This window comes from Alteromonas sp. DY56-G5, from assembly GCF_041414725.1.
In the GTDB taxonomy this organism is placed as follows: Bacteria; Pseudomonadota; Gammaproteobacteria; order Enterobacterales; family Alteromonadaceae; genus Alteromonas; species Alteromonas macleodii.
Genome location: NZ_JANHZQ010000031.1, coordinates 34,332 through 59,625, shown reverse-complemented (window position 1 = coordinate 59,625; position 25,294 = coordinate 34,332). Strand labels below are relative to the sequence as shown.

Annotated in this window: 21 protein-coding genes; 13 read left to right on the top strand and 8 right to left on the bottom strand. The window is 44.9% G+C overall.

From position 1 onward, the window contains the following. Positions 1-174: 174 nt before the first annotated feature. Positions 175-624, bottom strand: a complete 450-nt coding sequence (locus NO989_RS15035) for a hypothetical protein (RefSeq protein ID WP_039230797.1) — start codon at positions 622-624, stop codon at positions 175-177. Between the two features lie 234 nt (positions 625-858). Here NO989_RS15035 and NO989_RS15030 point away from each other — a divergent pair, with 234 nt between their 5' ends. Continuing rightward, positions 859-2,985 carry a S9 family peptidase gene (locus NO989_RS15030; protein ID WP_156085978.1) on the top strand — a complete coding sequence of 709 codons (2,127 nt, stop codon included), beginning with the start codon at positions 859-861 and terminating at the stop codon, positions 2,983-2,985. A 130-nt stretch (positions 2,986-3,115) separates the two neighbouring features. On the opposite strand, the gene ppx is transcribed toward NO989_RS15030, so the two are convergent. The 3 genes from ppx to NO989_RS15015 form a co-directional block, all read right to left on the bottom strand. After that, positions 3,116-4,678: an exopolyphosphatase gene (ppx, locus tag NO989_RS15025; RefSeq protein WP_156085979.1), complete on the bottom strand. Its 1,563-nt coding sequence runs from the start codon at positions 4,676-4,678 to the stop codon at positions 3,116-3,118. A 16-nt stretch (positions 4,679-4,694) separates the two neighbouring features. Next, positions 4,695-6,767 carry a polyphosphate kinase 1 gene (gene ppk1 / locus NO989_RS15020; RefSeq protein WP_014948398.1) on the bottom strand — a complete coding sequence of 691 codons (2,073 nt, stop codon included), beginning with the start codon at positions 6,765-6,767 and terminating at the stop codon, positions 4,695-4,697. A gap of 187 nt (positions 6,768-6,954) precedes the next feature. Then, positions 6,955-7,461, bottom strand: a complete 507-nt coding sequence (locus NO989_RS15015; RefSeq protein WP_014975755.1) for a glycine cleavage system protein R — start codon at positions 7,459-7,461, stop codon at positions 6,955-6,957. A 209-nt stretch (positions 7,462-7,670) separates the two neighbouring features. Between NO989_RS15015 and NO989_RS15010 the strand changes: the two genes are divergently transcribed. From NO989_RS15010 to NO989_RS14990, 5 genes are all read left to right on the top strand, one after another. After that, positions 7,671-9,848 carry an ABC transporter permease subunit gene (locus tag NO989_RS15010; protein WP_156085980.1) on the top strand — a complete coding sequence of 726 codons (2,178 nt, stop codon included), beginning with the start codon at positions 7,671-7,673 and terminating at the stop codon, positions 9,846-9,848. Continuing rightward, on the top strand, positions 9,841-11,400 hold the full coding sequence (gene pstA / locus NO989_RS15005) for a phosphate ABC transporter permease PstA (protein WP_075176031.1): 1,560 nt from the start codon (positions 9,841-9,843) through the stop codon (positions 11,398-11,400). Before NO989_RS15010 ends, pstA begins: the two co-directional genes overlap by 8 nt. Positions 11,401-11,415: 15 nt before the next feature. Next, entirely contained in the window at positions 11,416-12,222 is an 807-nt protein-coding gene (gene pstB, locus NO989_RS15000) for a phosphate ABC transporter ATP-binding protein PstB (RefSeq protein ID WP_014975758.1), read from the top strand. Positions 12,223-12,372: 150 nt separating this feature from the next. Then, positions 12,373-13,089, top strand: coding sequence for a phosphate signaling complex protein PhoU (gene phoU, locus NO989_RS14995; RefSeq protein WP_014948403.1), 717 nt, complete (start codon positions 12,373-12,375; stop codon positions 13,087-13,089). 340 nt (positions 13,090-13,429) lie between these two features. Further along, a complete protein-coding gene (locus NO989_RS14990; RefSeq protein ID WP_039224609.1) occupies positions 13,430-14,701 on the top strand; it encodes an inorganic phosphate transporter in 1,272 nt (423 codons plus the stop codon). 96 nt (positions 14,702-14,797) lie between these two features. Here NO989_RS14990 and NO989_RS14985 read toward each other — a convergent pair whose 3' ends face one another. Beyond that, positions 14,798-15,775 carry a universal stress protein gene (locus NO989_RS14985; protein WP_014975760.1) on the bottom strand — a complete coding sequence of 326 codons (978 nt, stop codon included), beginning with the start codon at positions 15,773-15,775 and terminating at the stop codon, positions 14,798-14,800. Positions 15,776-16,109: 334 nt separating this feature from the next. Here NO989_RS14985 and NO989_RS14980 point away from each other — a divergent pair, with 334 nt between their 5' ends. From NO989_RS14980 to NO989_RS14965, 4 genes are all read left to right on the top strand, one after another. Further along, positions 16,110-17,018 (top strand): hydrogen peroxide-inducible genes activator, encoded by a 909-nt coding sequence (locus tag NO989_RS14980; protein ID WP_156085981.1) that lies wholly within the window; start codon positions 16,110-16,112, stop codon positions 17,016-17,018. 257 nt (positions 17,019-17,275) lie between these two features. Continuing rightward, a complete protein-coding gene (locus tag NO989_RS14975; RefSeq protein ID WP_156085982.1) occupies positions 17,276-17,806 on the top strand; it encodes an RNA polymerase sigma factor in 531 nt (176 codons plus the stop codon). After that, positions 17,806-18,564 carry a hypothetical protein gene (locus tag NO989_RS14970; RefSeq protein WP_156085983.1) on the top strand — a complete coding sequence of 253 codons (759 nt, stop codon included), beginning with the start codon at positions 17,806-17,808 and terminating at the stop codon, positions 18,562-18,564. The genes NO989_RS14975 and NO989_RS14970 overlap by 1 nt, the downstream gene beginning before the upstream one ends. A 17-nt stretch (positions 18,565-18,581) precedes the next feature. Then, positions 18,582-19,523: a hypothetical protein gene (locus NO989_RS14965; RefSeq protein ID WP_014978448.1), complete on the top strand. Its 942-nt coding sequence runs from the start codon at positions 18,582-18,584 to the stop codon at positions 19,521-19,523. A 100-nt stretch (positions 19,524-19,623) separates the two neighbouring features. Here NO989_RS14965 and NO989_RS14960 read toward each other — a convergent pair whose 3' ends face one another. The 3 genes from NO989_RS14960 to NO989_RS14950 form a co-directional block, all read right to left on the bottom strand. After that, positions 19,624-20,151 carry a hypothetical protein gene (locus NO989_RS14960; RefSeq protein ID WP_061484801.1) on the bottom strand — a complete coding sequence of 176 codons (528 nt, stop codon included), beginning with the start codon at positions 20,149-20,151 and terminating at the stop codon, positions 19,624-19,626. 46 nt (positions 20,152-20,197) lie between these two features. Then, positions 20,198-20,872, bottom strand: coding sequence for a hemolysin III family protein (locus NO989_RS14955; RefSeq protein WP_014948411.1), 675 nt, complete (start codon positions 20,870-20,872; stop codon positions 20,198-20,200). Between the two features lie 337 nt (positions 20,873-21,209). Then, on the bottom strand, positions 21,210-21,662 hold the full coding sequence (locus NO989_RS14950) for a MarR family winged helix-turn-helix transcriptional regulator (RefSeq protein ID WP_039230769.1): 453 nt from the start codon (positions 21,660-21,662) through the stop codon (positions 21,210-21,212). Positions 21,663-21,801: 139 nt separating this feature from the next. Between NO989_RS14950 and NO989_RS14945 the strand changes: the two genes are divergently transcribed. The 3 genes from NO989_RS14945 (at position 21,802) to NO989_RS14935 (ending at position 25,254) form a co-directional block, all read left to right on the top strand. Beyond that, positions 21,802-22,230, top strand: a complete 429-nt coding sequence (locus NO989_RS14945) for an organic hydroperoxide resistance protein (RefSeq protein ID WP_014948414.1) — start codon at positions 21,802-21,804, stop codon at positions 22,228-22,230. Positions 22,231-22,450: 220 nt separating this feature from the next. Beyond that, positions 22,451-24,397, top strand: a complete 1,947-nt coding sequence (locus tag NO989_RS14940; RefSeq protein WP_156085984.1) for a M1 family metallopeptidase — start codon at positions 22,451-22,453, stop codon at positions 24,395-24,397. Between the two features lie 320 nt (positions 24,398-24,717). Beyond that, on the top strand, positions 24,718-25,254 hold the full coding sequence (locus NO989_RS14935; protein WP_014975770.1) for a redoxin domain-containing protein: 537 nt from the start codon (positions 24,718-24,720) through the stop codon (positions 25,252-25,254). Positions 25,255-25,294: the final 40 nt, after the last annotated feature.

Here is a 25,294-nt window from a genome sequence, read left to right as displayed (position 1 = left end):
ATATCGCGATCGCAGCCTTCGGCTGCTAGAAAAAATAAACCCCTCCGAAAAAAGAGGGGTTTATCATCAATCTGAGGAGAGCGCTCGCTCTCCTTTTTTTCGCCTTTATCAAAAGCTGGCGGTGAATTTCAGACTCAACGTGTGACAAAAGCAGAACGCATGCGGTGTTAAATGTTAACGCGTAAAGTTAAAGCGGGCAAAAAAGCGCTCAGCTTCGTCACTATCAAAATCATAGCCATTATTCGTCATCGCTTCTAAAGCATCTTCTACCGTTTCGTAAAAGCCATAAGGAACCTCGGCAGCGTCGTAGCACTGAGAAATCTGATGCTTAGTTGTCAGCATAATGTCGGTATCTAATATGACCACGGCAAGAAACGACAGGCCGCGGGTTTTTCTTACCCGAGTTTGTTTTACAAAAATATCAAAGGTGGAAGGGGGCATCAGGCTTTCACCGTAAAGACAGCTTACTTGTGCCCATTTAGTGCCCTTTTCGAATTTTGAAATGTCAGAAGACATCTTTACTACGCCATTTCTCATGGTTTCGTCATTCCACGGTCCGCGCGCTGAGAAGAGCAGCAACTGACCGCTTACGCTACATTCAAACTCGCCGTGTGGATTATTCATGGGCATTACCTTTAAGCCTTATATAGAAGTTAGCACTTTACTGCTATCACGCAACTAACCATTCGGCTAAAGCCAGCGCCCCTGTGTACTGCGCTTAATCGCCTAGCGATGTCGCTCAACGTTTAATCTTTATTGGCTGAATATATTCAGTAATATGGAGACGATAATTGCATCACTACAACGTGATCACCCCATAAAAAAGAACGGATAAGAACAAATAGATTAAGGTGAGATATGTCTTTTACGAGAAATCACAGGTACCCGTCAGTCAAAAAACGGTTTGCTATATGGGCTGCACTATTTAGCGTAGGCACGCTAGCTATGCCATCCACAGCGCTTGCAAGCAATGAGAGAGAATCTCTTACTACCGACTCTGAACGCTATTTTAAATCGGAAGATATTTTTAATTTGGAATACGTGAGCGAAGTTCAGGTGTCGCCAAACGGTAAATATGTTGCGTATGTGCGCCGTTCAAACGACATTATGTCGGATAGCAGTCGAGCGAACGTATGGCTAGCGTCGGTTGATGGAAAGTCACACCGCCCCTTACTGTCGTCGAAAAAGAGTTACTATTCTATTCGCTGGTCACCTGACGGTAGCCGATTGGCTTACCTTTCTAATGAAGAAGGTAAACCGCAATTGTATGTGCGTTGGATGGATACAGGGCAAACGGCACTCGTAACAAATGTCACCTCAAACCCAAGTAACATCACTTGGTCGCCAGATGGTAAGCATATTGCTTTCACTATGAGCGTTGATGCCAAGGAAAAGCCGCTAGACATTAAAATGCCTAAAAAGCCTGACGGTGCAAAGTGGTCTCCTAGCTTTCAATATATTACCAAAGCGCGCTATCAAGCCGATGGCCGAGGCATTCTTGAACCTGCTTACACCCATATTTTTATTGTTCCTGCTGACGGAGGCACAGCACGACAGCTTACTTCAGGGAACTATCACCACAATGGGCGCTTAAGTTTCTCTCCTGATAGCGACAAAATCTATTTCTCTGCCAACCGCAGTGACAATTGGGAGTATGAGCCTGTTGAGGGGGACATCTTTTCTGTGGATATGATGGGTAATATCGCACAGCTTACCAACGACAAAGGCCTTGAATCATCGCCTGTCGTATCGCCTGACGGAAAGCACATTGCTTACGCACGCCGCGATGACGAAAAAGTGATGTACAAAAATAGCTATTTGTATGTGATGAAGAGCGATGGTACAGATGCTCAAAATTTAACAAAAGACATTGATAATTCAGTGTCTAACTTTCACTGGAAAGATAATAAGCACGTTTATTTTCAGCAGTCGGTTCGCGGTTTAGCGCAGGTAGATGTGGTATCGCTATCGGGCAGAGTTAAAGCCGTAGCTAATGGGCTGGGCGGTACTACGTTAGGACGGCCTTATGTGTTTGGCACCTATCACGCTGTTGATGATGTAGTGGCGTATACCAAAGGACGTACCGATCGCCCCGCTGATTTATATGTCACTACGCGAAACGAGCGACAGCTTACTGCACTAAACGAAGACGTTCTAGGTCATAAGCAACTTGGCGAAGTAAAAGAAATTGTCTATCCGTCTTCTATTGATGGCGAAGAAATCCAGGGGTGGTACATTCTGCCGCCAAACTATGACAGCTCGAAAACGTATCCGCTTATCTTGGAAATTCACGGCGGACCTAATCTCGCTTATGGCCCTGTCTTCACGGCTGAGCTGCAGCGCATGGCTGCAGAGGGCTACGTGGTGTTTTATGATAATCACAGAGGTAGTACAGGTTATGGAGAACGCTTTGCATTGCTACTTCAAGGGAAATACAGTTCGGAATATGACTTCTCAGACCATATGTCGGGCGTAGATGCACTTATTGAAAAAGGCATCGCTGATCCAGAGCGACTGTTTATTACTGGTGGTTCAGCAGGCGGCATTGCATCAGCCTATGCTATTGGCCTTACTAACCGATTTAAAGCAGCCGTAGTCGCTAAACCCGTTATCAACTGGTTATCGAAAGTGCTGACTGCCGATTCAGGTCTATATCAAATCCCTTTCCAATTTCCGGGTATGCCTTGGGATAATGTAGAGCACTACTGGAAGCGCTCACCGCTATCGCTAGTAGGCAATGTAACGACCCCCACCATGCTGATCACGGGAGTGGAGGACAAGCGCACGCCAATGTCTGAGACCGAGCAGTTCTATCAAGCGTTAAAGATTCAAAAGGTTGATAGCGTGCTGGTAAAAGTACCTGGATCGCCCCACGGGATTGCTTCTAAGCCATCTAGAATGATTGGTAAAGTTGAAAATATCTTGGCGTGGTTTAAAAAATACGACAGCGTGCAGTCACAAAGTACGCAAGTTGAAGCTCAATAATTAGTGTGCTGAGACTAAGTGGGGCTAATGCGCCGACTCAATCGGTTCAAGGCCCCATTTTTTTAGTATTCGAGTATATTCGCCATTCGCTTTTAAAATCGAAAGCGCGATTGTGAGTGGCGCTGTTTGTCTATTCCACCGCGGGATGTAATTGCTCGATATCAGGAACAACTGTGAGTTTTAAATCAAGCGCTTTCCAGTAGTGGCTTTCTCGTAGCAGGTCAGCTGAGATAATAGGTTTTTCATCTAACCAGCCATCGGGGAAGGTAATGGTCAGTTCGTTCTTTTCTACATTAACAACGAGGTCAGGTACAAAACCCTCTTGGCGTTTAATATTAAGCAGTACACCCAAACGCAGTAACGCGATTAAATGCTTAACCGACTGCTCATCGAAAAGATTAAATGCGGGCAATTCATTGGTTCGAATTTTCTTTCTATGGAATCGCACGAGCGTAGCTAGCAGTAATTGTTGTTCCTGCGTAAACCCAGGCATGTCCACATTACCAAGAATATAGGCGCTGTGTTTTTGTATGCCTCGAGAGTTAATTTGCATGCCGACTTCGTGAAGTAAAGCTGCCCAGCCGAGCATGCTTTTAAAGTCACGCCCTTTAAGTTTCCACGCTTTTTCAACATCGTTGAAAAGTGAAAGGGTTGTATTGAGCACCATAGTGGCTTGGGACGTATCTACATCGTAGCGGGTTGCCAAACTACTCGCGGTTCTGCCGCGAATATCAGCGTGATGAAGCTCATCTTCCATCTGATAAAGTACGCCTTCGCGCAAGGCGGCAGGCGAGTACACCAAGCCTTCAATCTCTAGGGCTTTGAAAACGGCGATAAGAATAGCGAGGCCGCCAGCAATAACCACACGACGATCTTCACTTAAATCTGGGTAGCTTAATTTGTCTATATGCCCTGCGCTTATGAATTGCTTCATTAAATTGCGCAAACTTTTAAGTGTCACCGGAATATCGTGGCCATTAGGTCTGTCTTGCTGACAAAGGGTGAACAGCGAACGAATGGTACCCGACGTACCGATACACTGGACCCAGCCCAGTCTGCGATATTTATTGTCTATTAACTCAAGCTCTTGCTGTGCAGCCGTGATAGCGCGATCAAAGGCTTTTGGCTTTAGCTCACCGTCAGGGAAAAACCGTTTGGTATAGCTCACGCAGCCCATTTGAAGGCTGCGGCAAAGTAAAGGCGTAAAACCTTCGCCAATAACGAACTCAGTAGAACCACCGCCTATATCAATAACCAGCTGTTGGCCGTCGGAGTGGTTAGTATGTGCAACGCCTGAATAAATAAGTCGCGCTTCTTCTACACCAGAAATGACTTCTATAGGGTAGGGAAGGATATCTTTTGCTGCGCTGATAAAATCGCGGGCGTTACGCGCCCTGCGCAACGTATGGGTGGCGACAATTCTCACGGAGTCGGGCTCAAAACCTTTCAGGCTCTCTGCTACTACTTTTAGCATAGCAAGCCCACGCTCCATCGCTTCATCAGACAAGATATCGTCGTCGCTAAGTCCTTCGGCCAAGCGAACTTTTTGTTTAACTCTATGCAGAATCTGCACAGACCCAGCAACAATGCGTGCTACTACTAAGTGAAAACTATTTGAGCCAATGTCTAGTGCTGCGACTTTATTGACTTCGCGGGTTTCCACGTCATTAAAAACTGATTCGTGCTGGGTCATGTACTAATTTTCTATCCTACAAAGTGTCTTCTAGCTTCTTCAAATAGTCATAAATTTCTATCTGAGAACGAAGTTTTTTACGATTTCCCCTGCGAACGTACTTGTTGCTCTGATCCTTGTCAATCACTCGAGCCTTCAGGGTATCTTTAAATTGTAGCTCCATTATATCAACAATGCGCTGTTGAAGACCTTTATCATACACTGGACAACCTACTTCAATGCGGTTGTCCATGTTACGGGTCATCCAGTCGGCAGAAGAGATATACACTTTTCTATCGCCGCCACCTTCAAAAATCATCACGCGAGGGTGTTCGAGAAATCTATCAACAATAGAGATAATTTCGATGTTTTCGCTTATTCCTTTTATCCCCGGATTAAGTGAGCACATACCGCGCACTATACCGCGGATCTTAACCCCCGCCTGGCTAGCCCGGTACAAATCATCAATGAGTTCTTTATCAACAAGGTTGTTAATTTTGAAAGTGATTTGTGCCTTTTGGCCTTGGTTCAAATGCTGAATTTCTTGACGAATTAACGACTGAATTTTGGTTCTGGCGTTTAATGGCGATATTTGAAGATGCTGGAACTTGTAGCGTCGGTAAGGGTATTGAATAAGATCGAATACCGCCACGCCTTCATCGGCGAGTTCTTGATTACGGGTGAATAAGCTGTAGTCGGTATAAATCTTTGCTGTTTTCTCGTTGAAGTTACCCGTACCGAAATGCGCATAGTTCACCAAACTGCCCCGTTCTTCACGGGTCACAATACAAAGTTTAGAGTGAATTTTAAGAGTAGGCACGCCAAGTACAACGCGTATACCTGCATCAGTCATGCGCTTAGACCATTCGATATTTGCCTCTTCGTCAAAACGGGCGCGAAGTTCTACCACAACGGTTACTTTTTTGCCGTTGTCTACTGCGTCAATCAACGAGTTTACAATGCGTGAATTACTGGCAACACGATAAATATTAATACGTATGGTTTTAACATTCGGGTCGAAAGCCGCCTGACGCAAAAACTCGGTGAAGTGTAGGAAGCGGTGGTACGGGTAGTACAGTAGTATGTCTCGCGCAGTAATGGCATCGAAAACGGTGTTGTACTTAGAGAATGCCTTGCTGTCGATAGCAGGCAGCGGCGTATGCTCTAAATATTCTCGACCCACATTAGGGAAGCCAATAAAGTCTTTAAAGTTACGATAGTGCCCAGCAGCGTGCATGGTATCTAGCTTGGTTATCTTAAGTCGCTTGCGCAAGTCAGATTTCATGTCCTCTGGCATGTTCGTGTCGTAGATAACACGCACAGGCTCAGCGATAAGGCGCTGCTTCATACTTTCAGACATCTTTTCAACGAAGCTTTCGTCAATTTCTTCGTTGATAGAATATTCCGCATCACGCGTCATTTTAAACGAGAATGCTTCAATTTCGTCGAACTTCACGAAACCGCGGAAAATGTCTTCGATACACAGCTGAATCATGTCATCGAGCATAATAATGCTCTTCTTCTTGCGGCTTTTTTGCGGTGGGATCAGCATAAAGCGCGACATTTCAGAGGTAGGAACCTGAATAACCGCAAATTTAGGATTGCGGTCCTTTCTTCTAAGCGCCACATATAAATACACCGACGTACCGTTCAAACGGCTAAGTAGGTCGGTCTTCTTATCTATTAAAATAGGTGCAATGTGACGCAGTGCTTTGTTAACGAAGAAGTTGCGTACCCACTGCTTTTGATAATCGTCTAAATCGTCTTTTCGAAGAATATGTATGTTGTAGCGAGCTAGGGACTTAACCACATCCTTATGAATTTGGTCGAACTTTTCAGAAAGCTGGACGACCTTTTTCTGAATAAGCGCCATAAGAGCGGTTTGGCGTTCAGCTTCCTCTTCATTGCCGTCATTTTGCGCAATGGTAATTTGTCGTTTCACGTCAGCGGCGCGCACGCGATAAAACTCATCTAGGTTATTTGAGTAAATACCAAGAAAACGAATTCGCTCCACGGCGGGATTGTTTTTATCTGCGGCTTCTTGCAATACGCGTTCGTTAAACGCAAGCCAGCTTAATTCTTTGGGATAATATAAAACGTCGTTATCCATAATGTCTCAATTCACGTTCATAAAAATGGTCAAAGACTGCCATCAGTCAGTGACACTACTGTGACAACACGTATTCTGGTGCAAGTGCGCACGCATTGCGTTGTGGTTATTCCATTAACTTTCAATATGATAAGTTCGTAATTGTGATGCGCGGATAGTGTATGGCACCACAAATACGCCCTTGTTTTTATCGCTTCGCGGTAATATCCACCACCAAATCGTTAGCCAACGACTCCAGTGAGTCTTGCAATGCGCCGTCGTCAAAATCTTCTGGCACCGCAATTTCTGCTTTTGCTTTGAAAATCAGGCTGCCCCAGTTAGGCGCGCTTTCACAATGTGAAGCAAAGGTGAGAATATTCAAATTGAACTGGTTTAAAACAGAGGTAAGCTCTTGGACAATACCGGTTTTGTCATTGCCCATTACATCAACCGTCAATTTGGTGGTGTTGTTATTTTCACTGCTAGCTACCGCTACAGATTGCACCGACAAATCTTTAATGGCGTCTAGCGCATCGATTAAGCCCTGTTTGTTCTCATCGGCAACATGTACTTCTACAAAACCGGTGAACATTCCCGCCATATGCGCAAAGCTCGACCCTTGCCAGTTGCCCTCATGTTTGTATACACACTTAGCCAGTGCGTCTACTAAACCCGGCTTGTCTTTACCCATAATGCTTATAACCAATGATTGCATACGATGCTCCTTATTGGGCGTGTAGAGAAAAACTTTGATCGTCTTCCTGTTGGGTAATACCATAGGCGCAGAGTAGGTTGCGCGAAGGTAATGCTTTAAACTTTCACTTGCTATTAGCATAACAAAACTTACACTGCTCACCAGTGCAATTTAGGGTTATTCTTCTTAAAAATGAAGAATTTCGAAAATAAGAATTACTAAACAGCCGCATGACTTTCGACAGCAACAGCACAAACAAAAAACGCCAGCGAAGCGACAGGTGGTCACGCTATGTAGTGACCGGCTTCGGCGGCCTTGTTTTGTTGACGTTAGTTATTCTTATTACCCATCTAATCAGCCAAGCTCTGCCGTTGGCATATACCCCTAGCTTAAATCATCTGTTGAGCTTGAAAACGTCAGATAATGAAAAAATTATCAGCGCAGGCGACATCATTAACAGTCAGCCAATGCTGGTTAGGAAGTCTGACTGTCGATTGGGATTAAAGTTGCTTAAAGGCGATGCTCTGGTAAGTAATCACGATTACATCCGCCCTTGTGAGCATAGACTGTCTTCCCACAGTGTGATGGGAGAGAACTATATCGTAGACGTTTCTCCCAACGCCCAAGTGAGAGTTTTACCGGTTAGATCGTTCAACATGACCGACGGTAGCGCAGAGGATATTGCCACAAGTACACCGCAAGCAGCGTTGTCGAACAGCATTACGTTCGCGCTTCCCAAAGATGAGTGGGAGAGACGCAGTGACTGGAGCATTGCACTGTCCTCAAAATGGGCAGTGGTTTCTATCGTTCAAGACAATAAAGTGTTTATCCGTTGGGTAAATCGGCTTCGCCCTACACAGGTGGTGGATAAACGGTTTCATAATATAGACAGACTCGTATTGTTACCCGGCAGTCAGAGCGTGTTACTCCAAGTGGATGATGCCCTTTTCCTAAATAGGCTCACGGATGAAGGTGCGTCACTACTGCCAATAGCAGGAAACATCACAGCGTCATTAGATGAGAAGATTGTATTTCCGCTTGCTAAAGACCGCACCTTTTTCCTAATGAACAGCAATACACAGACACTTACTCGCTGGGTGCTGAGCAAAAGCGATAAAGGCCTTACCTTTGAACAAACCTACCAAGTAGCGTTACCAGGAGAGAACGTTAAGGATGTGGCAGAACATGCCAGTATGAACTTAGTGGCTGTGCTGACCGATAAAGCAAGAGTGTTGTTGGTAAACCGTGTATCAGGCGATGTAGTGGCATCACAACAGATAGAGCGTTCTGCTGAGAATATCATTTGGTACGGCAATAAGCTTTATGGCTATTCAGATAGCACCTTATCAGTATGGGAAGGCAGGCACTTAAGCGGCGTTACTACATGGGCCTCTCTGTTTGAACCGCAGCACTACGAAGGGTATGAAACGGAAGAAACCGTATGGCAAACCACCAGTGCCTCTGATTTCCAAGAGGCAAAATTTAGCTTAACGCCGCTATTAATAGGCAGTATTAAAGCCTCTCTTTTAGCACTGCTTATTGCTATTCCGGTTGCTATCGGTGCCGCAATTTACACCGCGTTTTTTGCTAAAAGCCGCCTTCGCAACGTTATTAAGCCGGCTATCGAATTGCTCGAAGCGATTCCCAGTGTACTTATTGGCTTCATCGCAGCCATTTGGTTATCGCCAAAAGCTGAGCAGTTTTTATTTTCCTTTGCCTTTTTCCTAATCGTTATCCCTTTTGTACTTATTGTCGTTGCCCTGGTACAGCGCCCTGTTGCGGAATACTTACCAAAGAAGCTAAGACACGGAGCAGAGCTACTATTTGCTATAAGCGGAGTGTTCCTTTTGGGTTTTATTAGCGTGGAGTATGCGCCTTCGCTTATTTTCTCGATAATGGGGGTAGACGGGTCTACAATGCTTGCGGCCGAGTCCGATAGTCCCATCGGGAAAACGACTATAGTGGTAGCGTTAGCGTTAGGTGTGGCCATATCACCTAGTATCTATTCCCTTGCTGAAGATGCCATAAACGGCGTTCCAAATGATTTAAAACACGCCTCTTTTGCTTTAGGCGCCACACGACTACAGACCTTACTTCATGTTGTTCTTCACGTTGCACTACCGGGTATTGTTGCCGCGATTATGCTAGGTTTCGGCCGCGCGTTTGGTGAAACTATGATAGTCCTTATGGTGACGGGGAATACGCCAATCTCCAGCTGGGGCTTGATAGAAGGTTTGCGAGCACTTACTGCTAACTTGGCAATTGAACTTCCAGAAGCAGATGTATCATCGGCGCACTATCAAATTCTATTTTTCACCGCGTGTATTTTGTTCCTGTTTACCTTCTTGGTAAACACCATGGCAGAGCTATTGCGACAGCGTATAAGAAGTAGGGCGTACTATGGTTAATCGAACAACGTTTGGGTTAAGTGCGGTACAGCGTCAATCGTTAGTCATTAGCTTAACGGCTTTTTTCACCAGCCTGCTGCTTATTGCGCTAGTTAGCGTTCTTATACTTATTAGTTTTCGAGGTACGGCATATTTTTGGCCAGAACCCATCTATACGGTTACCGGTACGCATCAAGACGGCACAAGGTTTTCGGTGCTTGCGAACCTATTTGATGAATCAACAAATGAGGATGTGACACTTAAATTCTCAGATGCTCAGCATCCTTATGGCTTTCAAATCCAGTTATCTCGAGAGGAAATAGAGACTTCTCTACTTGCAAACCAAAGCGCAGAAATAAAACTGTTAGACGGCAGGCGTGTGTTGGCAATTCCTGAATACATCGTCGTGCCATCTAAACCGCCTCAACCTCTTGGTAACATTGATATTGTGCTAGAGGAAGTGGCTCAAATAAGCGCTCAAATTGAAGATTTAAATACGCAACACCTTGCACCTATTCACGAAGCGCTATCTCAATTTGATAAACGTAATGTTGTTGCCGACGCGCCAGCAAGAGAGCGTTTAGTGGCATCGTTTGACGAATACCAAAAGCGTGTGGAAGCGTTAGAAGCAACACGAGCCGAATATACCTTATTGGTAAGTTTTGCTGACGAAACGCCGTTTGTTATTCCCATATCTAGTATTCAAGATGTAGATTTTGTCAGTCGTCTAAGTACATGGGAAAAGTGGCAGGTGGCGTTTTCGGAAATCGGTGTTTTTCTTACCGATTCCCCTAAACAAGCGAATACCTCAGGTGGCGTCTTCCCTGCGTTGTTTGGCACTGTACTCATGGTATTCTTAATGACCATCATCGTAACGCCCTTTGGTGTATTAGCCGCTATTTACTTGAGCGAATATGCACCTAACACGGCGCTTACCACCATTATTCGTGTCAGTGTAAGCAACATGGCAGGTGTACCTTCTATTGTTTACGGCGTATTCGGCCTTGGTTTCTTTGTTTATACCTTGGGCGGCAGTATTGATGAGCTATTGTTTAGTGACACACTGCCAGCACCCACAATGGGAAGCCCTGGCGTTTTCTGGGCTGCCTTAACCATGGCAATTTTGACCTTACCTGTAGTGATTGTGGCGACTGAAGAAGGTTTGCGCAGGGTGCCGGAAGGATTGAAAGCGGGCAGTTACGCATTAGGGGCTACCAAAATTGAGACTATAGTGCGTACCGTATTGCCTATTGCGTCTCCGGGTATTATGACTGGCGTAATTCTGGCGATTGCGAGGGCGGCAGGTGAAGTAGCGCCACTTATGTTAGTGGGTGCGGTCAAGTTTGCGCCAACCTTGCCCATAGATGGAGAGTTTCCTTATCTCCACCTTGATAGGCAGTTTATGCATTTGGGCGTACTTATTTATGACGGAGCGTTTCACAGCCAAACTGATGGAAAGAGCGCAAGCATGATGTTTGCCGCTTGCTTGCTTTTACTTGTGGTGGTGTTTGTATTAAATATTCTGGCAGTTGTACTTAGAGCGCGCCTGCGCAAACGCTATCTCAAAGGATAATACAGGTTTTGTAACATGTTGAAGTTGTTTGAACACAATACGCTGAACGTTAACGACATTGGTGAAGAACAAACTGCGGTAGAGGTTAAAAAACTCAACCTGTGGTTTGGCAATAAGCATGTGTTAAATGACATCAGCATGCGGATCCCAAAAAACAAAATCACAGCGTTAATTGGTCAAAGTGGTTGCGGTAAATCTACACTCATTAGCTGTTTCAATCGCCTTAACGATTTGTATGACGGTTGCAAATACGATGGTGAAATTATTATTGATGGGCAAAACATCAATAGCCGCAAAGTAAATGTGTCACGCCTAAGAACGAACGTGGGCATGGTTTTTCAGCGACCCAACCCCTTTCCTATGAGCATTTATGAGAACGTGTGCTACGGGCTTAAGCTTCAAGGCGTTAAAATTCGTCGACACTTAGACGACGCGGTGGAAAGCGCACTGAAACAGGCGGCGCTGTGGGACGAGGTTAAAGATCGTTTATTTGAATCCGCTCATGTTTTATCTGGCGGTCAGCAGCAGCGTTTGGTGATTGCAAGAGCACTAGCGTTGAAGCCTGACATTCTACTTCTTGATGAACCCACCTCGGCCCTTGACCCTCTGACCACGCTTTTTATCGAAGAACTGATGGATGCATTAAAGAAACAATGCACCATTATTATCGTGACGCACAACATGCAGCAAGCGGCTAGGGTAAGCGACTACACCGCCTTTTTCCATCAGGGCAGGCTGATAGAATATGCAGACAGCGATACGCTGTTTACTATGCCAGAGAAGAAGCAAACCGAAGACTACATAACGGGGCGATATGGATAACGTAGCAGTAGGTGTGTGTTCTAACATGGGTTTGCGCCGTAATGCTTCAATTTGGCAAGATGTCGCGGTTTGTCACGATAGTTCTGCCACAGGTAGCGGCACGATTGATTGTCGTTATTCGTTATGCTTACGCCGCGAGGAGAAAACACCATGCGACAGGTAGCCTTAAACACGCATATTTCGGGTACGTTTAATATCGAGTTGGAAAACTTGCGTAACTCGGTATTAACCATGGGGGGCGAAGTTGAACAGCAGCTGGTGGATACGTTAAAAGCGGTAAAGCACAATCATGCCGCTCTGGCTGAAAAAGTGGTGTTGAACGACTTAAAAATTAACTCCATGGAAATTCAAATTGACGAAGAGTGCTTGCGCATTATTGCAAAACGTCATCCTACCGCCAGCGATCTGCGTTTAATTATGACCATTTCCAAAGCCATTACCGATATAGAGCGAATGGGCGATGAAATCGAGCGTATTGCCAAACTAGTAACGCGCAATAAGTTGCCGAGCTCAGATACCATTAAGAGCAGCATGTTACTTATTGGGGAGCGCGTGGCCGCCATGATGCGCGGCACATTCGACGCTTTTGCTCGTCAGGATGAGGCTGCGGCGTTAGAAGTGTATGACCAAGACAACCGCATTGACAGTGAGTACAAACGGCTGCTGTCGTATACCACCTCCGAAATGCAGAAAAGCACTGACGACATGCAGGATTGGCTGGATGTGTTGTGGGCAATGCGCTCGTTAGAGCGAATTGGTGATAGATGTAAAAACGTGTGTGAATATGTGGTTTATCTCACTCGCGGTACTGATGTTAGACATACACCGCTGGAAAATATGCAGCAAAAGCTGGAAGATTTGACGTAAACCTGTCCAAATGGTCAGTGTTATTTTGCGTAGTAATATTCAAATATGAAAGTTCGTGAAATTTATTTGTCATAAAACTGAAATATTTGGTGGATTTATCATCGCATTCAAATAATTCCGCATACTTTTATCGTTTTTCAGTGATTTTCGCTATGGCTTCTAACATGATTACGTTATCATGCGCCGCAGCCAAGAACAGATCGTGCAAAATTTAATCGAACCTTATGATAAAACACAATTTGTCTTTAACTTCATTCTCTAGCCTTTGTGGTGAAGAGATCATGCTACTTACTCAAGTAGCGTCCAGCCTAAATCGCGTTTAGATCGGGAGCGATTATCCGTGGAATTTTTTGAAAGTTATGGCCTAATTCTTATAATCCTTGCCGCCGGCGTTGGTTTCGTCATGGCATGGGGTATTGGAGCGAATGACGTTGCCAACGCAATGGGTACGTCAGTAGGTTCTAAAGCTTTAACCATAAAACAAGCCATTATCATTGCAATGATATTTGAGTTTGCTGGCGCCTACCTAGCAGGTGGCGAAGTAACGTCTACCATTCGAAAAGGGATTATCGACTCAACCTATTTTATAGACATACCTGAATACCTTGTATTAGGCATGATCTCATCACTACTTGCAGCTGGAATCTGGCTTGCGGTAGCGTCATGGTTGGGGTGGCCTGTATCTACCACTCACTCAATTATCGGTGCAATCATCGGTTTTACTGCCACTGGCGTCAGCATGGACGCAGTAGCATGGGACAAAGTGGGTGGTATTGTTGGTAGTTGGGTAGTAACCCCAGCTATTTCAGGCATCATTGCTTATCTTATTTTCATGAGCGCGCACAAGCTCATCTTCCAAACTGCCTCTCCGTTTGCAAATGCTAAGCGTTATGTGCCGTTCTATATGGCATTAGCGGGCTTTGTGATGTCGCTTGTTACTATCAAGAAAGGCCTTAAGCACGTTGGTTTAGAGCTAAGCGCTGTTAACGGATATGTGCTGGCGATTGCTATTGCCGTAGCGTTGGGCTTCTTGGGTAAATGGTTTATCGGCCGTATGAAGTTCAGCGGTTCTGAAGATGCAGACCTACAGGCGGCTAACGTTGAGAAAGTATTCGCACTTCTAATGGTAGTAACAGCCTGTTGTATGGCGTTTGCCCACGGTTCAAATGATGTAGCTAACGCTATTGGACCATTGGCTGCGGTAGTTAGCGTAGTAAGTAGTGGCGGCGAAATTAACTCTAGCACTACGCTTGCACCTTGGATCCTTCCTCTTGGTGGTTTAGGTATTGTTGCGGGTCTTGCGCTATTTGGACATCGCGTTATCAAGACCATTGGTCAAGGTATTACACACTTAACACCAAGCCGCGGTTTTGCAGCAGAACTCGCTGCAGCGTGTACGGTAGTTATCGCATCAGGTACGGGTTTACCTATTTCGACTACCCAAACGCTTGTAGGAGCGGTACTAGGTGTAGGTCTGGCGCGTGGTGTATCAGCGCTTAACCTAGGCATTGTGAGAAATATCGTCGTATCGTGGATTGTTACGTTGCCTGCAGGCGCAATCCTCTCGATTATTTTCTTCTACATTCTTAAAGCGTCGTTTGGCGTAGCGTAAAACACAGCGCTTACAAACGTTCGTATTAAGCGAAAAGAATTAAAAAAGGCCGTGCTTGAAGTGAAGCACGGCCTTTTTGTTTGTTGAGTTAATAACCTAATCAATAGAGATAGGCGTTTCGAAGCCACGGGGTTTAACACCCACAACGGCACACTTAAGCTGATGGATAGTTTCTTCTGCGGTGTCGCCCATGATGTAGCCAGGCACACCTAAACGTGCCACTGTGCCCATAACAATAATGTCGGTATCAAGGGATGTGGTTGTGGCTGCAATTTCTCTTCGAGGGTAACCGTGAACAATATGCTTCTGAGGTTTCAAATACTCTAATACATTGTCATCCAATTCATTGCCTAGTTCTTCAAGCAATTTGTCTAGTTCCGATTCACGCTCGGCATGGATTTTTGCAAGATCGGTTTCCATTCTGTCGTTATCAACCGATATAAACCCGTCTCTTGCTATGTTTTCAGGAACCGCATCGAAAACGTGGACAATGTGCAGCTGTGCAAATTCTAGCAAGGCTATTTGGCTTGCGTGACGCAAAATGTCGCGATTAAGATCGCGCCTAATAGACACTTCATGCTGAGGATAGTGATAGTTCAAATCCAGTGCTGCAACTACGTTTTTGTACTGACTGCGAGGCTTGTGGTTAATGATCCAAACCGGGCAAGGGCATTTGCGGAATAAACGCATATCTAAGCTTCCGAATAACTTATCTAGAAAGCTCTCTTCTGCCCGTTTAATTACTAGATCGATATTGTTCTTTTTTACATAACGCACAACGTCAATAAGCGGCTGACCTACCGTTACCGCGGTAGACACAGGATAGTGTTTTCCCCAGCTTTCCGCTTGTTCTTTTAACCAATGCTGGGCTTGGGTTTCCATGGTTTGCTGAGAATCAACATAAGAGAAAGACTCCATGACCATACTGGCGTTGGGCGGCAAAGATTCTAGCGAAAGCATAATGGTAAGCGAGGCTTGGTGCGCTTTGGCGATATGGAGTGCTTGGGCTACCGTATCATCTTGACGATGAGAGTCGCTTAATACACATAAAATGTTCTTATAATGTCCTTTCATACTGCCCTCAATAGTTAATCGCTCTATTGACTGAATGATACAAGAGCGGGTCTTACTTCGCTGTAAAAATATGTTGCGTATAACGCTTTAATTTAATCCTAACGCTACTTATTGGGGCTTTCCAGCGGGAAATGTCAAATTCTCAAAAGCTTCTTATAGATTGCACAATAAACAGAATTATCTACCTCTTTTTTAGGATGTTGTATATGTACAGCTGTGAATAATAGAAGATCGCTCTCGTTAACCATGGGTATCAACCCTAGGCGCTATTTAATCTTTATGTTAGATTAATCCAATATTTTTTAATCCCTTTTTAAATAATTGTGAGATGCCCATGAAATGGCCTAATCTTAAGCACCTGCACTATTTGGTGACGCTACATCAAGAGCAACATTTTCACCGTGCTGCACAGCGCTGTAACGTAAGTCAGTCAACATTGAGTACGGCCATTCAGAACCTTGAAGAGCACTTCGGAAGCCAACTTCTTGAGCGTGAACATAAAACCTTTGTGTTTACATCGTTGGGACTAGATATCGTTGAACGCAGTAAAGTGCTACTTCAGGAAGCGGGAGAGCTGGTTGAGTATGCGCAAAACGCAGGCAATTGGCAGCGAGGCACCTTAAAATTAGGTGTTATTCCAACCATTGCGCCGTTTCTTTTTGAAGGAATGATGGGAGCGTTTTCTGCATTTTTACCCGAGATCAACTTGGAAATGCAGGAAGACACGACGGAGAAGTTGCTACAGCAATTGACCGACGGCAGATTAGACTTACTTATTCTAGCGTTGCCAATGGAAACACCAGGGTGTAAACAGATGGTCTTAGGGCATGACCCGTTCCATCTTATTGCGCACAAAGATATTGCTGAGCAACTACCTAATCCTGTCGACATTTCAACCTTGCCGAAAAAGAGTATTTTCTTACTACAGCAAGAGCACTGTATGACCGGGCATGCGGTAAGTGCGTGCAATCTTCAGCACAGCGACCAAATTAGCAGCGTAGCGGCTAGCAGCTTGTATACCTTGGTGCAATTAGCGAATAGCAAAATGGGCTACACCTTTTTACCTGAACTTGCGATAAACCAGTCTATTCTTGAGCACACAGGTCTTAAGAGCTTCCCCGCTGAAGAGCAGGGATTTCGTGAGATTGGCTTAGTATGGCGTTCAGGCACGACGCGTATGCAGCTGTTTCGTCGTATTGGTGAAATTATCTCGCCACTGCTGCCTATTCCCACGTTAAAATAAGCTTGGCGCTGAGCGCGCTACCTTTCATATTTAGCTAAAGCGGTTGAGCCTGTAGGTTCAGCCGCTTTTTTATTGCTGACATCAATTATTGTCTTGTGCACCAACCCCAAAGAAGTTCTTCATCTATCGCTTAAAGCACAGTTTCATTGGCGTTATTCCCTAAATGACAATTTATTTATCAATTAAACAAACTTTTTTGCAAAGCCTATCGACTTAATGGTTAAGTAAAAAAACAGAGCGTAAAAACGGGGAACGGCGTGTTTAATAAACGAGATGAAAAACTCGTGGAACAGGCATTAAAGGGTAATAAAAAAGCGTGGTTTACGCTTATATCTCGCTACGAAACCGCTATGTATCAATACGGTATTCGAATGACAGGGAATAGCCATGATGCAGCAGATTTAATGCAGGAGATTTTTATCTCTGTGTTTCGCAGTCTTGCCTGTTTTAAAGGTGAGGGCAGTTTTAAAAGTTGGCTCTATCGCATTGCCCACTGCCGCTGTGTTGAGCTGTATCGCAAGCGAAAGCCGCATTCAGACATTGACGACATACAGGCGCCGCCTTGCGGTGCACCATGCCCAGAAATGCAGCTTTATAGCGACCGAGAGAGTAGAGCGTTAACGCAGGCTATGCAGACTTTACCTTTAGGCCAAAAAGCTGTGGTGGAATTGAAATTCTTCGGCCACTTCACGTTCGAAGAAATTGCACAGCAAATGGATATCTCAGTAAATACCGCTAAGTCGCGACTTTACGCTGCCTTAGCAAAATTGAAGTTGGAGTTGGAATAATGACCTTATATGACAAAGAAGCCTTATTCTCAGCTTATCTGGACAACTCGCTTGATAGCGAGCAAGAAAAGCAGTTTAACGCGTTGTGCGAAGCAGATGCTGAATTTGCGCAGGCGGTAGAAAATAGCGCCCGTTTGAACAGCGCAAGAGCAAGCTTCGTTGCTCCGGCACTTCCCCAGTGGGACAAAGAACAGACCTTTTTTAAGAAAGATGAACCACGTTCGCTGTCGTCTTGGTTTAGCTTGCCAGCGTGTGCCATGGCCATGTCGGCCTGTGCGCTGTTAGCCGTACTCACAGGCGCAAAGCTGTCGTATAGCGATAACGGTATAGCGCTTACGTTTTCAAACAAAAGCGCCAACACAGTGGATGAAATGGTTGAGCAGCGCGTTACGCAGGAAGTTGCTAAAGCTTTAGGTGAGCAACGTGATTTCTATCAACAAGCAAACCAAACACTATTCAAAGAATACGCTCAGGCGCTATCTACACAGCAGCAACAAAGCAGTGCAGAGCTTACTAAGTACTTATTAGCGTCGAGTAGAGAAGAGCGCAAACACGACTTTGCCGAGCTTATTAAATTTATCAACGAGCAGCGTATTGACGATCAAAGATTCTATGCACGCCAATTTACGCGTCTACAGGATGAAATTGATGACATTGAAATAGGGTACAGCGCGGTAAGTTTACCTAACAGGCGTTCTGAAGTGCCATTAACCATGCCGTATGAAACAAACAATCCACAGTCGTCGCTAGATGATTAATGTAATTAGGTGAAATTATGAAACGTTTATTAACTGCTTTACTACTTTGCTCTGCTGCTGGTGGTCTTGCGAACGCACAAAGTGCGCAAAAATATGACACGCTATCGAATGAATTAGAAATAATGTCTGGGGTACTCAAAACGTCCTTACGACAAAATGCCGCAACTGATTCTTGGAGAGTGAGTCAAATTGAAACCAGCTATCTTGCTGGGCAGGGGGCGGTATTTACTTTTTCAGTAAGAGGCCAAAGCGGTAACTGGGTACGAGAGATAGAAACGCTGGTAGAAGGATTAGTTGCCACCGTACCACCTGCACCGCCTGCACCACCAGTTCCGTCTGCAAATTCGTTTAGTGATGTTGATGACATTGTGTTTGAAGCAGCCAGAGAGTGGGAAGCTTACGCAGAAGAAACCAGCCATCGTTTTTCTCAGGCGTTTGCTGACAACAATAGTCGCTTACGCGACTTGCGCAACATGCAGCGTGAACTTGCCTGGGAAGCAAGAGAAGTAGAGCGTGAACTGCGAGATATTACCTTTGAATTGCGTCACGCTGACGAGGCGCGAAAAAAAGAATTACTCGCGCAAAAAGAGCAGTCTGGAGAGCAGCTTAAGCAATTAGAAGCGAAAGAAAAAAGCATGAAGGATGAGCTTAAAGCAATTGAAAAAGAGCAGACTAAACAAATGGAGGCGCGTAAAGCGCAGCAGCAGCAAGCTTACAAAACGTTTCTGGCCGGTTTTGAGTCGGGCATGAGCGAGACCTTATGCAGATTTGGGTCAGGCTTACGCGGTCTGCCGGAAAATGAACATATCAGCATGGTGCTGAAAGATTTTGAGATGGACGAGAGCCGCGAGCGCAAAGACCGAATTTATGTATTTACTCGTGCTGATATAGTGCGCTGTGTTCAAGAAAAAATAGACGCGAATAAACTTCTCACCAACGCTAATATTTATCAGTTTTAAATAAATAAGCTCGGCGCACTTATGAACGCTTTGCTTTGTTAAAATAGCACGCGTGCCTTCGTTAATGAACGTTGATAACGAAGGCGCGCTTTTTATTGGCCTACATTTTAGGTGCAATATGCCCTAATTCTGCTGCCCAAGTGAGTTCGGATCTCTTAAGGTTATTTGCCGCACTAGCGCCAAAGCTGTGCAGCGCATTGTAAGCGCTATTAGATGGAACACGGCAATAGTGGCAAAGTGCATAGAACAAAAGGCTACAGCGGTGCTGTGAGCCATCGCAATGTAAGTATATCTTCGCTCCTTCGGTCAACATTTGAGATAGTTCATGAAGGTATTGGTGAAGGTGTACGTCTTCGGTGGGGGACTCTGACGACGGGTGTAAAAAAGGAACCCAAAGCCACTCTAACCCAGCTGCTATTGAACGATCACGAATAACCGGTGCGTTCTCTTCACTGGTTTGTACCGTTGCAATATGGGTAACACCCAGTGACTTAAGGCGTTCAAAGTCACTTTCAACGGGCTTTTTACCCAAGCATATTTGTCCTGCGTGTAGTGAAAACCACGCAATACCTGGTGTCAACGTAGTGCTGTTTTCCTTTTTCTCGGCGTCTTGCTTGTTTGTTAGCATAAGTTTTTACATGGTTTTGGCATAGCAGCTTAATTTGGGCCTTTTGTTAAACGACAAAATAATAAATTGAAAAGTAGTGGCAGCTACATCCGCCAATCACGAACATGTGCCAAATTGCATGGGTGTACTTTACCTTTTTTGCCACGTAAAAGCACACGCCTACACTGAAACACAGCCCGCCTGCTACCAATAACCATAGGCCAGCACCGGGAAGGGCGACATAAAGAGGGTAGATAAGACCCAGTGCAATCCATCCCATCAGCAAATAAGTCATCACGGATACCTTTGGGAAACGGTGCTGCGCGACGAGCTTAAACGCCACGCCGCCAATTGCCAAGCTCCAGATAATTGCGGTCATAGTAATACCCAACACGCCACCAATCGAAACCAGTAGCAATGGTGTGTAAGTACCTGCTATCAATAAGTATATTGCGCTGTGGTCAAATAGCTTAAGCCATCCCTTTGCCTTTTGATGGGAAATGGCGTGATAAAGGGTTGAGCTTAAAAACACCAGAATGAGTGTAGAGCCATAAATAGCTGCAGTGGTTAACGCGAGCGTATCTTCCGCTCGATACAACATAAATACTAAACCCACGATAGCAGCAATAAAGCCAACCCCATGACTAATACTGTTCAGCCACTCTTCCAGTACAGAGTAGGCTTTTGCAGGAATGCTTTTTGATTGCGGCACAGCCTGTGTCTGAATCTGTTCTTGGATCATCACAGCTCCTGTTTTTTTATTTCTAAGAATAATGGGTAGTAAATGCCCTTAAAGCCTCTTGTCGCACTTTCTCGATAAGACATGCGATCATTTCAGCGACTAGCGCTTTCAATTGATGCGCGCAGTTCAGCATTTTCCCTACTACGTCCATTAGGACAATTATAGCGCACACTTGTTCGCTCAATGCGAAAATAATAACAGAAAACGTCAAAAATCTGATGACAATCAGATTACAAAAAGAGGTTAAAATACCAATACGCATAGATAATTGCCCACTCACAAGGCGCTGGCAAGTTTCCTAGCAAAGCGTGGGAATGTAGGGCTGAGTGGTGATTATCTATCCGGACTGGTTTAAATCTGCATTCTCGAAACAGCCGCCTAATTTGTCTAGTAGGACTTTTAACGTACGGCTTTCATCTGCAGTCATGCCATTGAGCTTGCAGAGCATTTGCGCAGGCACGTCTTCTGCTATGGCTTTCTTCTTCTTGCCCGTTTCAGTGAGTTGAACGCGCTTAACGCGTTTGTCGGCTTTATCTTTAGTGACAACTAAGAAGCCTTTGTCTTGTAGCTTTTTAAGAATCAGCGACATAGCACCACCGTCTATGGCCGTTCTCTCTAAAAGCTCGGCAATAGTAATGTCGTCATCTTCCCAAAGCGCCATTAAAGTCACATATTGAGGATAGGTGATATCCAGCGCTTTAAGAAGGGGGCGGTAAGCACGAGTGAATGCATTCGACAGCGTATAAAAACGGTGGCAAAGCTGATTTTCCAACTTCAATAATTCTGACATGACGCTTAACCCTTATCGATACGGCTTTTTCTTAATAATAATATTTTGCATACAAAGCACTTGATCTGCAAGTTGGTTTGGTGATAATTTATTTTGCATGCAAAGTAGTTGTTTAAATAAACCTATGAGGAGAGTAACTATGCATAAACTTCAACAAGTCGTTTATACCGGAAGTGCAACAGCAACAGGTGGTCGTGAAGGAACAGCGAAATCAAGTGATGGTAAGCTAGACCTTAAACTCTCTACACCTAAAGAATTGGGCGGTGCAGGTGGAGAAGGGACGAACCCTGAACAAATGTTCGCAGCGGGCTATTCGGCGTGCTTTATCGGTGCACTTAAGCATGTGGCTGCATCGCAAAAAATTAAGCTGGCCGATGACATTAGTGTAACTGGCAACGTTGCAATTGGACCTATTGAACAAGGCTTTGCTATTGCAGTAAAACTGACGGTAGATTTGGGCGATATGGACAAAGCACAAGCGCAAGGCTTGGTGGAAACTGCGCATCAAGTATGCCCATACTCAAATGCGACCCGCGGTAACATTGAAGTAGATATTAGCCTTGCTTAATTAAACGGCAAACGAGTCAGCGGTTAACGCAGATAGTTAATGCCCTTGTCGGATAGCTACGTCTTCGTCAGATGGCGTAGCTATCCTGCACTTATTCACGTTAACCCTTACTGCTTTTCGAAATATAGCGCAGTTACAACGCAGCTCTTCGAATTAGAGTCGCCAGTCATATAACAGATTGATACACTGAGATCGTATCAATCATCCTTTAGGAAGTTATATGAAAAAATACGGATTACTGGCTACATTCGTATGCGCGCCTGTTTTGTTCGCATGCAGCGACAACAGCAATGTAGACGCAGCCAAGACAGACAAAGAGCAAGCCGTCAGCGTACGCTCGACTTCAGACACTGAAGCACAAAATGTTGCAGTAGCAAGCCAAGCTGACGCGGCTATTGCCTCTGGGGTAGATTATCACTCCTTCGCGAACCCCAATGAGATTCGGGTGACCCATCTCAGCCTAAACTTAACTGCAAACTTTGAGACCAAGCAGCTTGTTGGCGACGTAACGCTTGATGTAAAGCGTGAAAAGCCCGACAACAACACATTGGTGTTAGATACGCGAGCATTAGACATTCAAAGTGTTACCGTAGACGGTGAAAGTGTTCCTTTTGAAATGGGAGAGGTTGACCCTGATTTAGGTACACCTCTTACTATTACGTTACCTAGTTCCGCAAACGCAGTAACGGTTGCGTATTCAACCTCACCTGAAGCGTCTGGCGTACAATGGTTAACGCCAGCGCAAACTGCAGGTAAAAAGCACCCGTTCCTGTTTACCCAAGCGCAAGCGGTTCACGCGCGAAGCTTCATTCCGCTTCAAGACTCACCGCAAGTACGCGTAACCTATGACGCGACCATTAAGACACCTGAAGCGCTGTTGGCGGTGATGAGTGCGTCAAACGATCCTACCACCGAGCGCGATGGTGAATATGAGTTCACCATGCCGCAGCCTATCCCTTCGTATCTTATTGCGTTGGCTATAGGTGATTTAGAATTTAAAGCCATGGGTGAGCGTACCGGTGTGTATGCTGAGCCTGCGTTACTTGAAAGTGCAGCGAAAGAATTTGAAGACACTGAGGCGATGTTAGAAGTAACAGAAGAAACCTATGGACCTTACCAGTGGGACCGTTACGATCTATTAATTCTACCGCCGTCATTCCCGTTTGGTGGTATGGAAAACCCTCGTTTGTCGTTTATCACCCCAACGGTCATTGCTGGTGATAAAAGCTTGGTTTCATTGATTGCTCATGAACTGGCGCACAGCTGGTCTGGGAATACAGTAACAAATGCAACATGGCGTGATCTGTGGTTAAACGAGGGCTTCACAACCTACTTAACTTACCGAATTATGGAAATGATCTACGGTCACGATCGTTTCAAAAAAGAAGCGGTGCTCGGTTATCAAGACCTGGAGAATGATGTTGCTGCATTAGAGGAAAATGATGAGATCCTGGCTATTGACCTTCGTGGTCGCAATCCGGACGATGTTTTCTCAAATATTCCCTATGAAAAAGGCGCACTTTTCTTACGTGAAATTGAACAAAAGATTGGCCGAGAAAACTTTGATGCTTTCTTAATGCAGTACTTTAAAGACTTTGCTTTTAAGAGCATTACTACCGACACGTTTATTGCTTATTTAGATGATACCTTGTTAAAGCAGTATCCAGATAAGCTAGACGCGGAGCGCATCCAAACGTGGATTTTTGAACCAGGCATTCCCGAGGGAGCGCCACAGCCAGAATCTGATGCGTTCACTAAAATCGATGACACACGAAGCGCTTGGCTTTCTGGCGACGTGAAAGCGGCGGATATTGAAACCGCGCAGTGGACTGTACACGAGTGGCTATATTTTCTAAACAACATGCCCGAATCGCTAAGCAGCGCAAAGCTGGCTGAGCTAGATTCAGCGTTTTCACTCACCTCGACTAAAAACAACGAAATTGCTCATAGCTGGTTGATGATCGCAGTAGAGAATAACTATCAGCCTGCCTATGATCGTTTGTATAGCTACTTGGTGTCGATAGGGCGCAATAAGCTTGTTAGGCCCCTTTATCGCGAGCTATCAAAAACACCTGAAGGCAAGGCGTTTGCTAAACGCGCATTTGAAGAAGCGAAACCGGGCTATCACCCACTTACAGTGAAAGCTAATGAAGGCTATGTGAACTAAGACTTTATTAGACTCATGCGAACCGGTCTCGATAAGAAGACCTTCGTTTTTGTGATAACGACAGTAAAGGTCTACGTTTGTAGGTTTCCGTTACTTGGCTAAAAAATAAAAGCAGCTCAATTGAGCTGCTTTTTTTGTGTCTGTCGCTGGTATAGAAAACGCGAGAGGAAAGATAATAAAAATTTGAACAATTGTTCAAATAAACGATCTGAAAGTTGGGTACAACGTATAGAATTTTACTTTGATGTGTATCTGTACAAAGCAGTTTATCGCGATCTCGCTTGTACTTTGAAGGATTAAACCGACTTTAAGGAGTTTTTATGTATACGCAAAAAATGCATCCAGCAACGACATTTCCCGATGTTTCAGCAACCCTATCGACAGGGGAAACGGTGTCGCTTACCAATAAAGAAGAGGGATGTGATTGGAAAATGGTGGTTGTTTATCGCGGTAAACACTGCCCAATATGTACTAAATTCCTGAACAAATTAGAAGATTATAAAGGTCGTCTACGTGAGCTCAATATTGATTTGGTGGCTGTAAGTGGTGACAGCAAAGCACAGCTCGATGAGCATCTAGACGACCTGTCGATTACGTTCCCTATTGCTTACGGTCTCTCGCAAGAAGATATGGAAAAACTTGGGCTATACATCTCCAAGCCGCGTTCAGATAAAGAAACCGACCACAATTTTGCTGAACCTGCGCTATTTGTAGTGAATGAAAAAAACGACATTCATATTGCTGAAATAGCAAACGCGCCGTTTGTGCGCCCTGACTTAGAGCAACTTGTATCAGGCTTGGAGTTTATACGTAACCCAGATAACAACTACCCCATTCGAGGCACCTTTAAAGGATAAGGTTAACAGGCCCTAGTTATGTGTGATTAAAAGGTAAGGC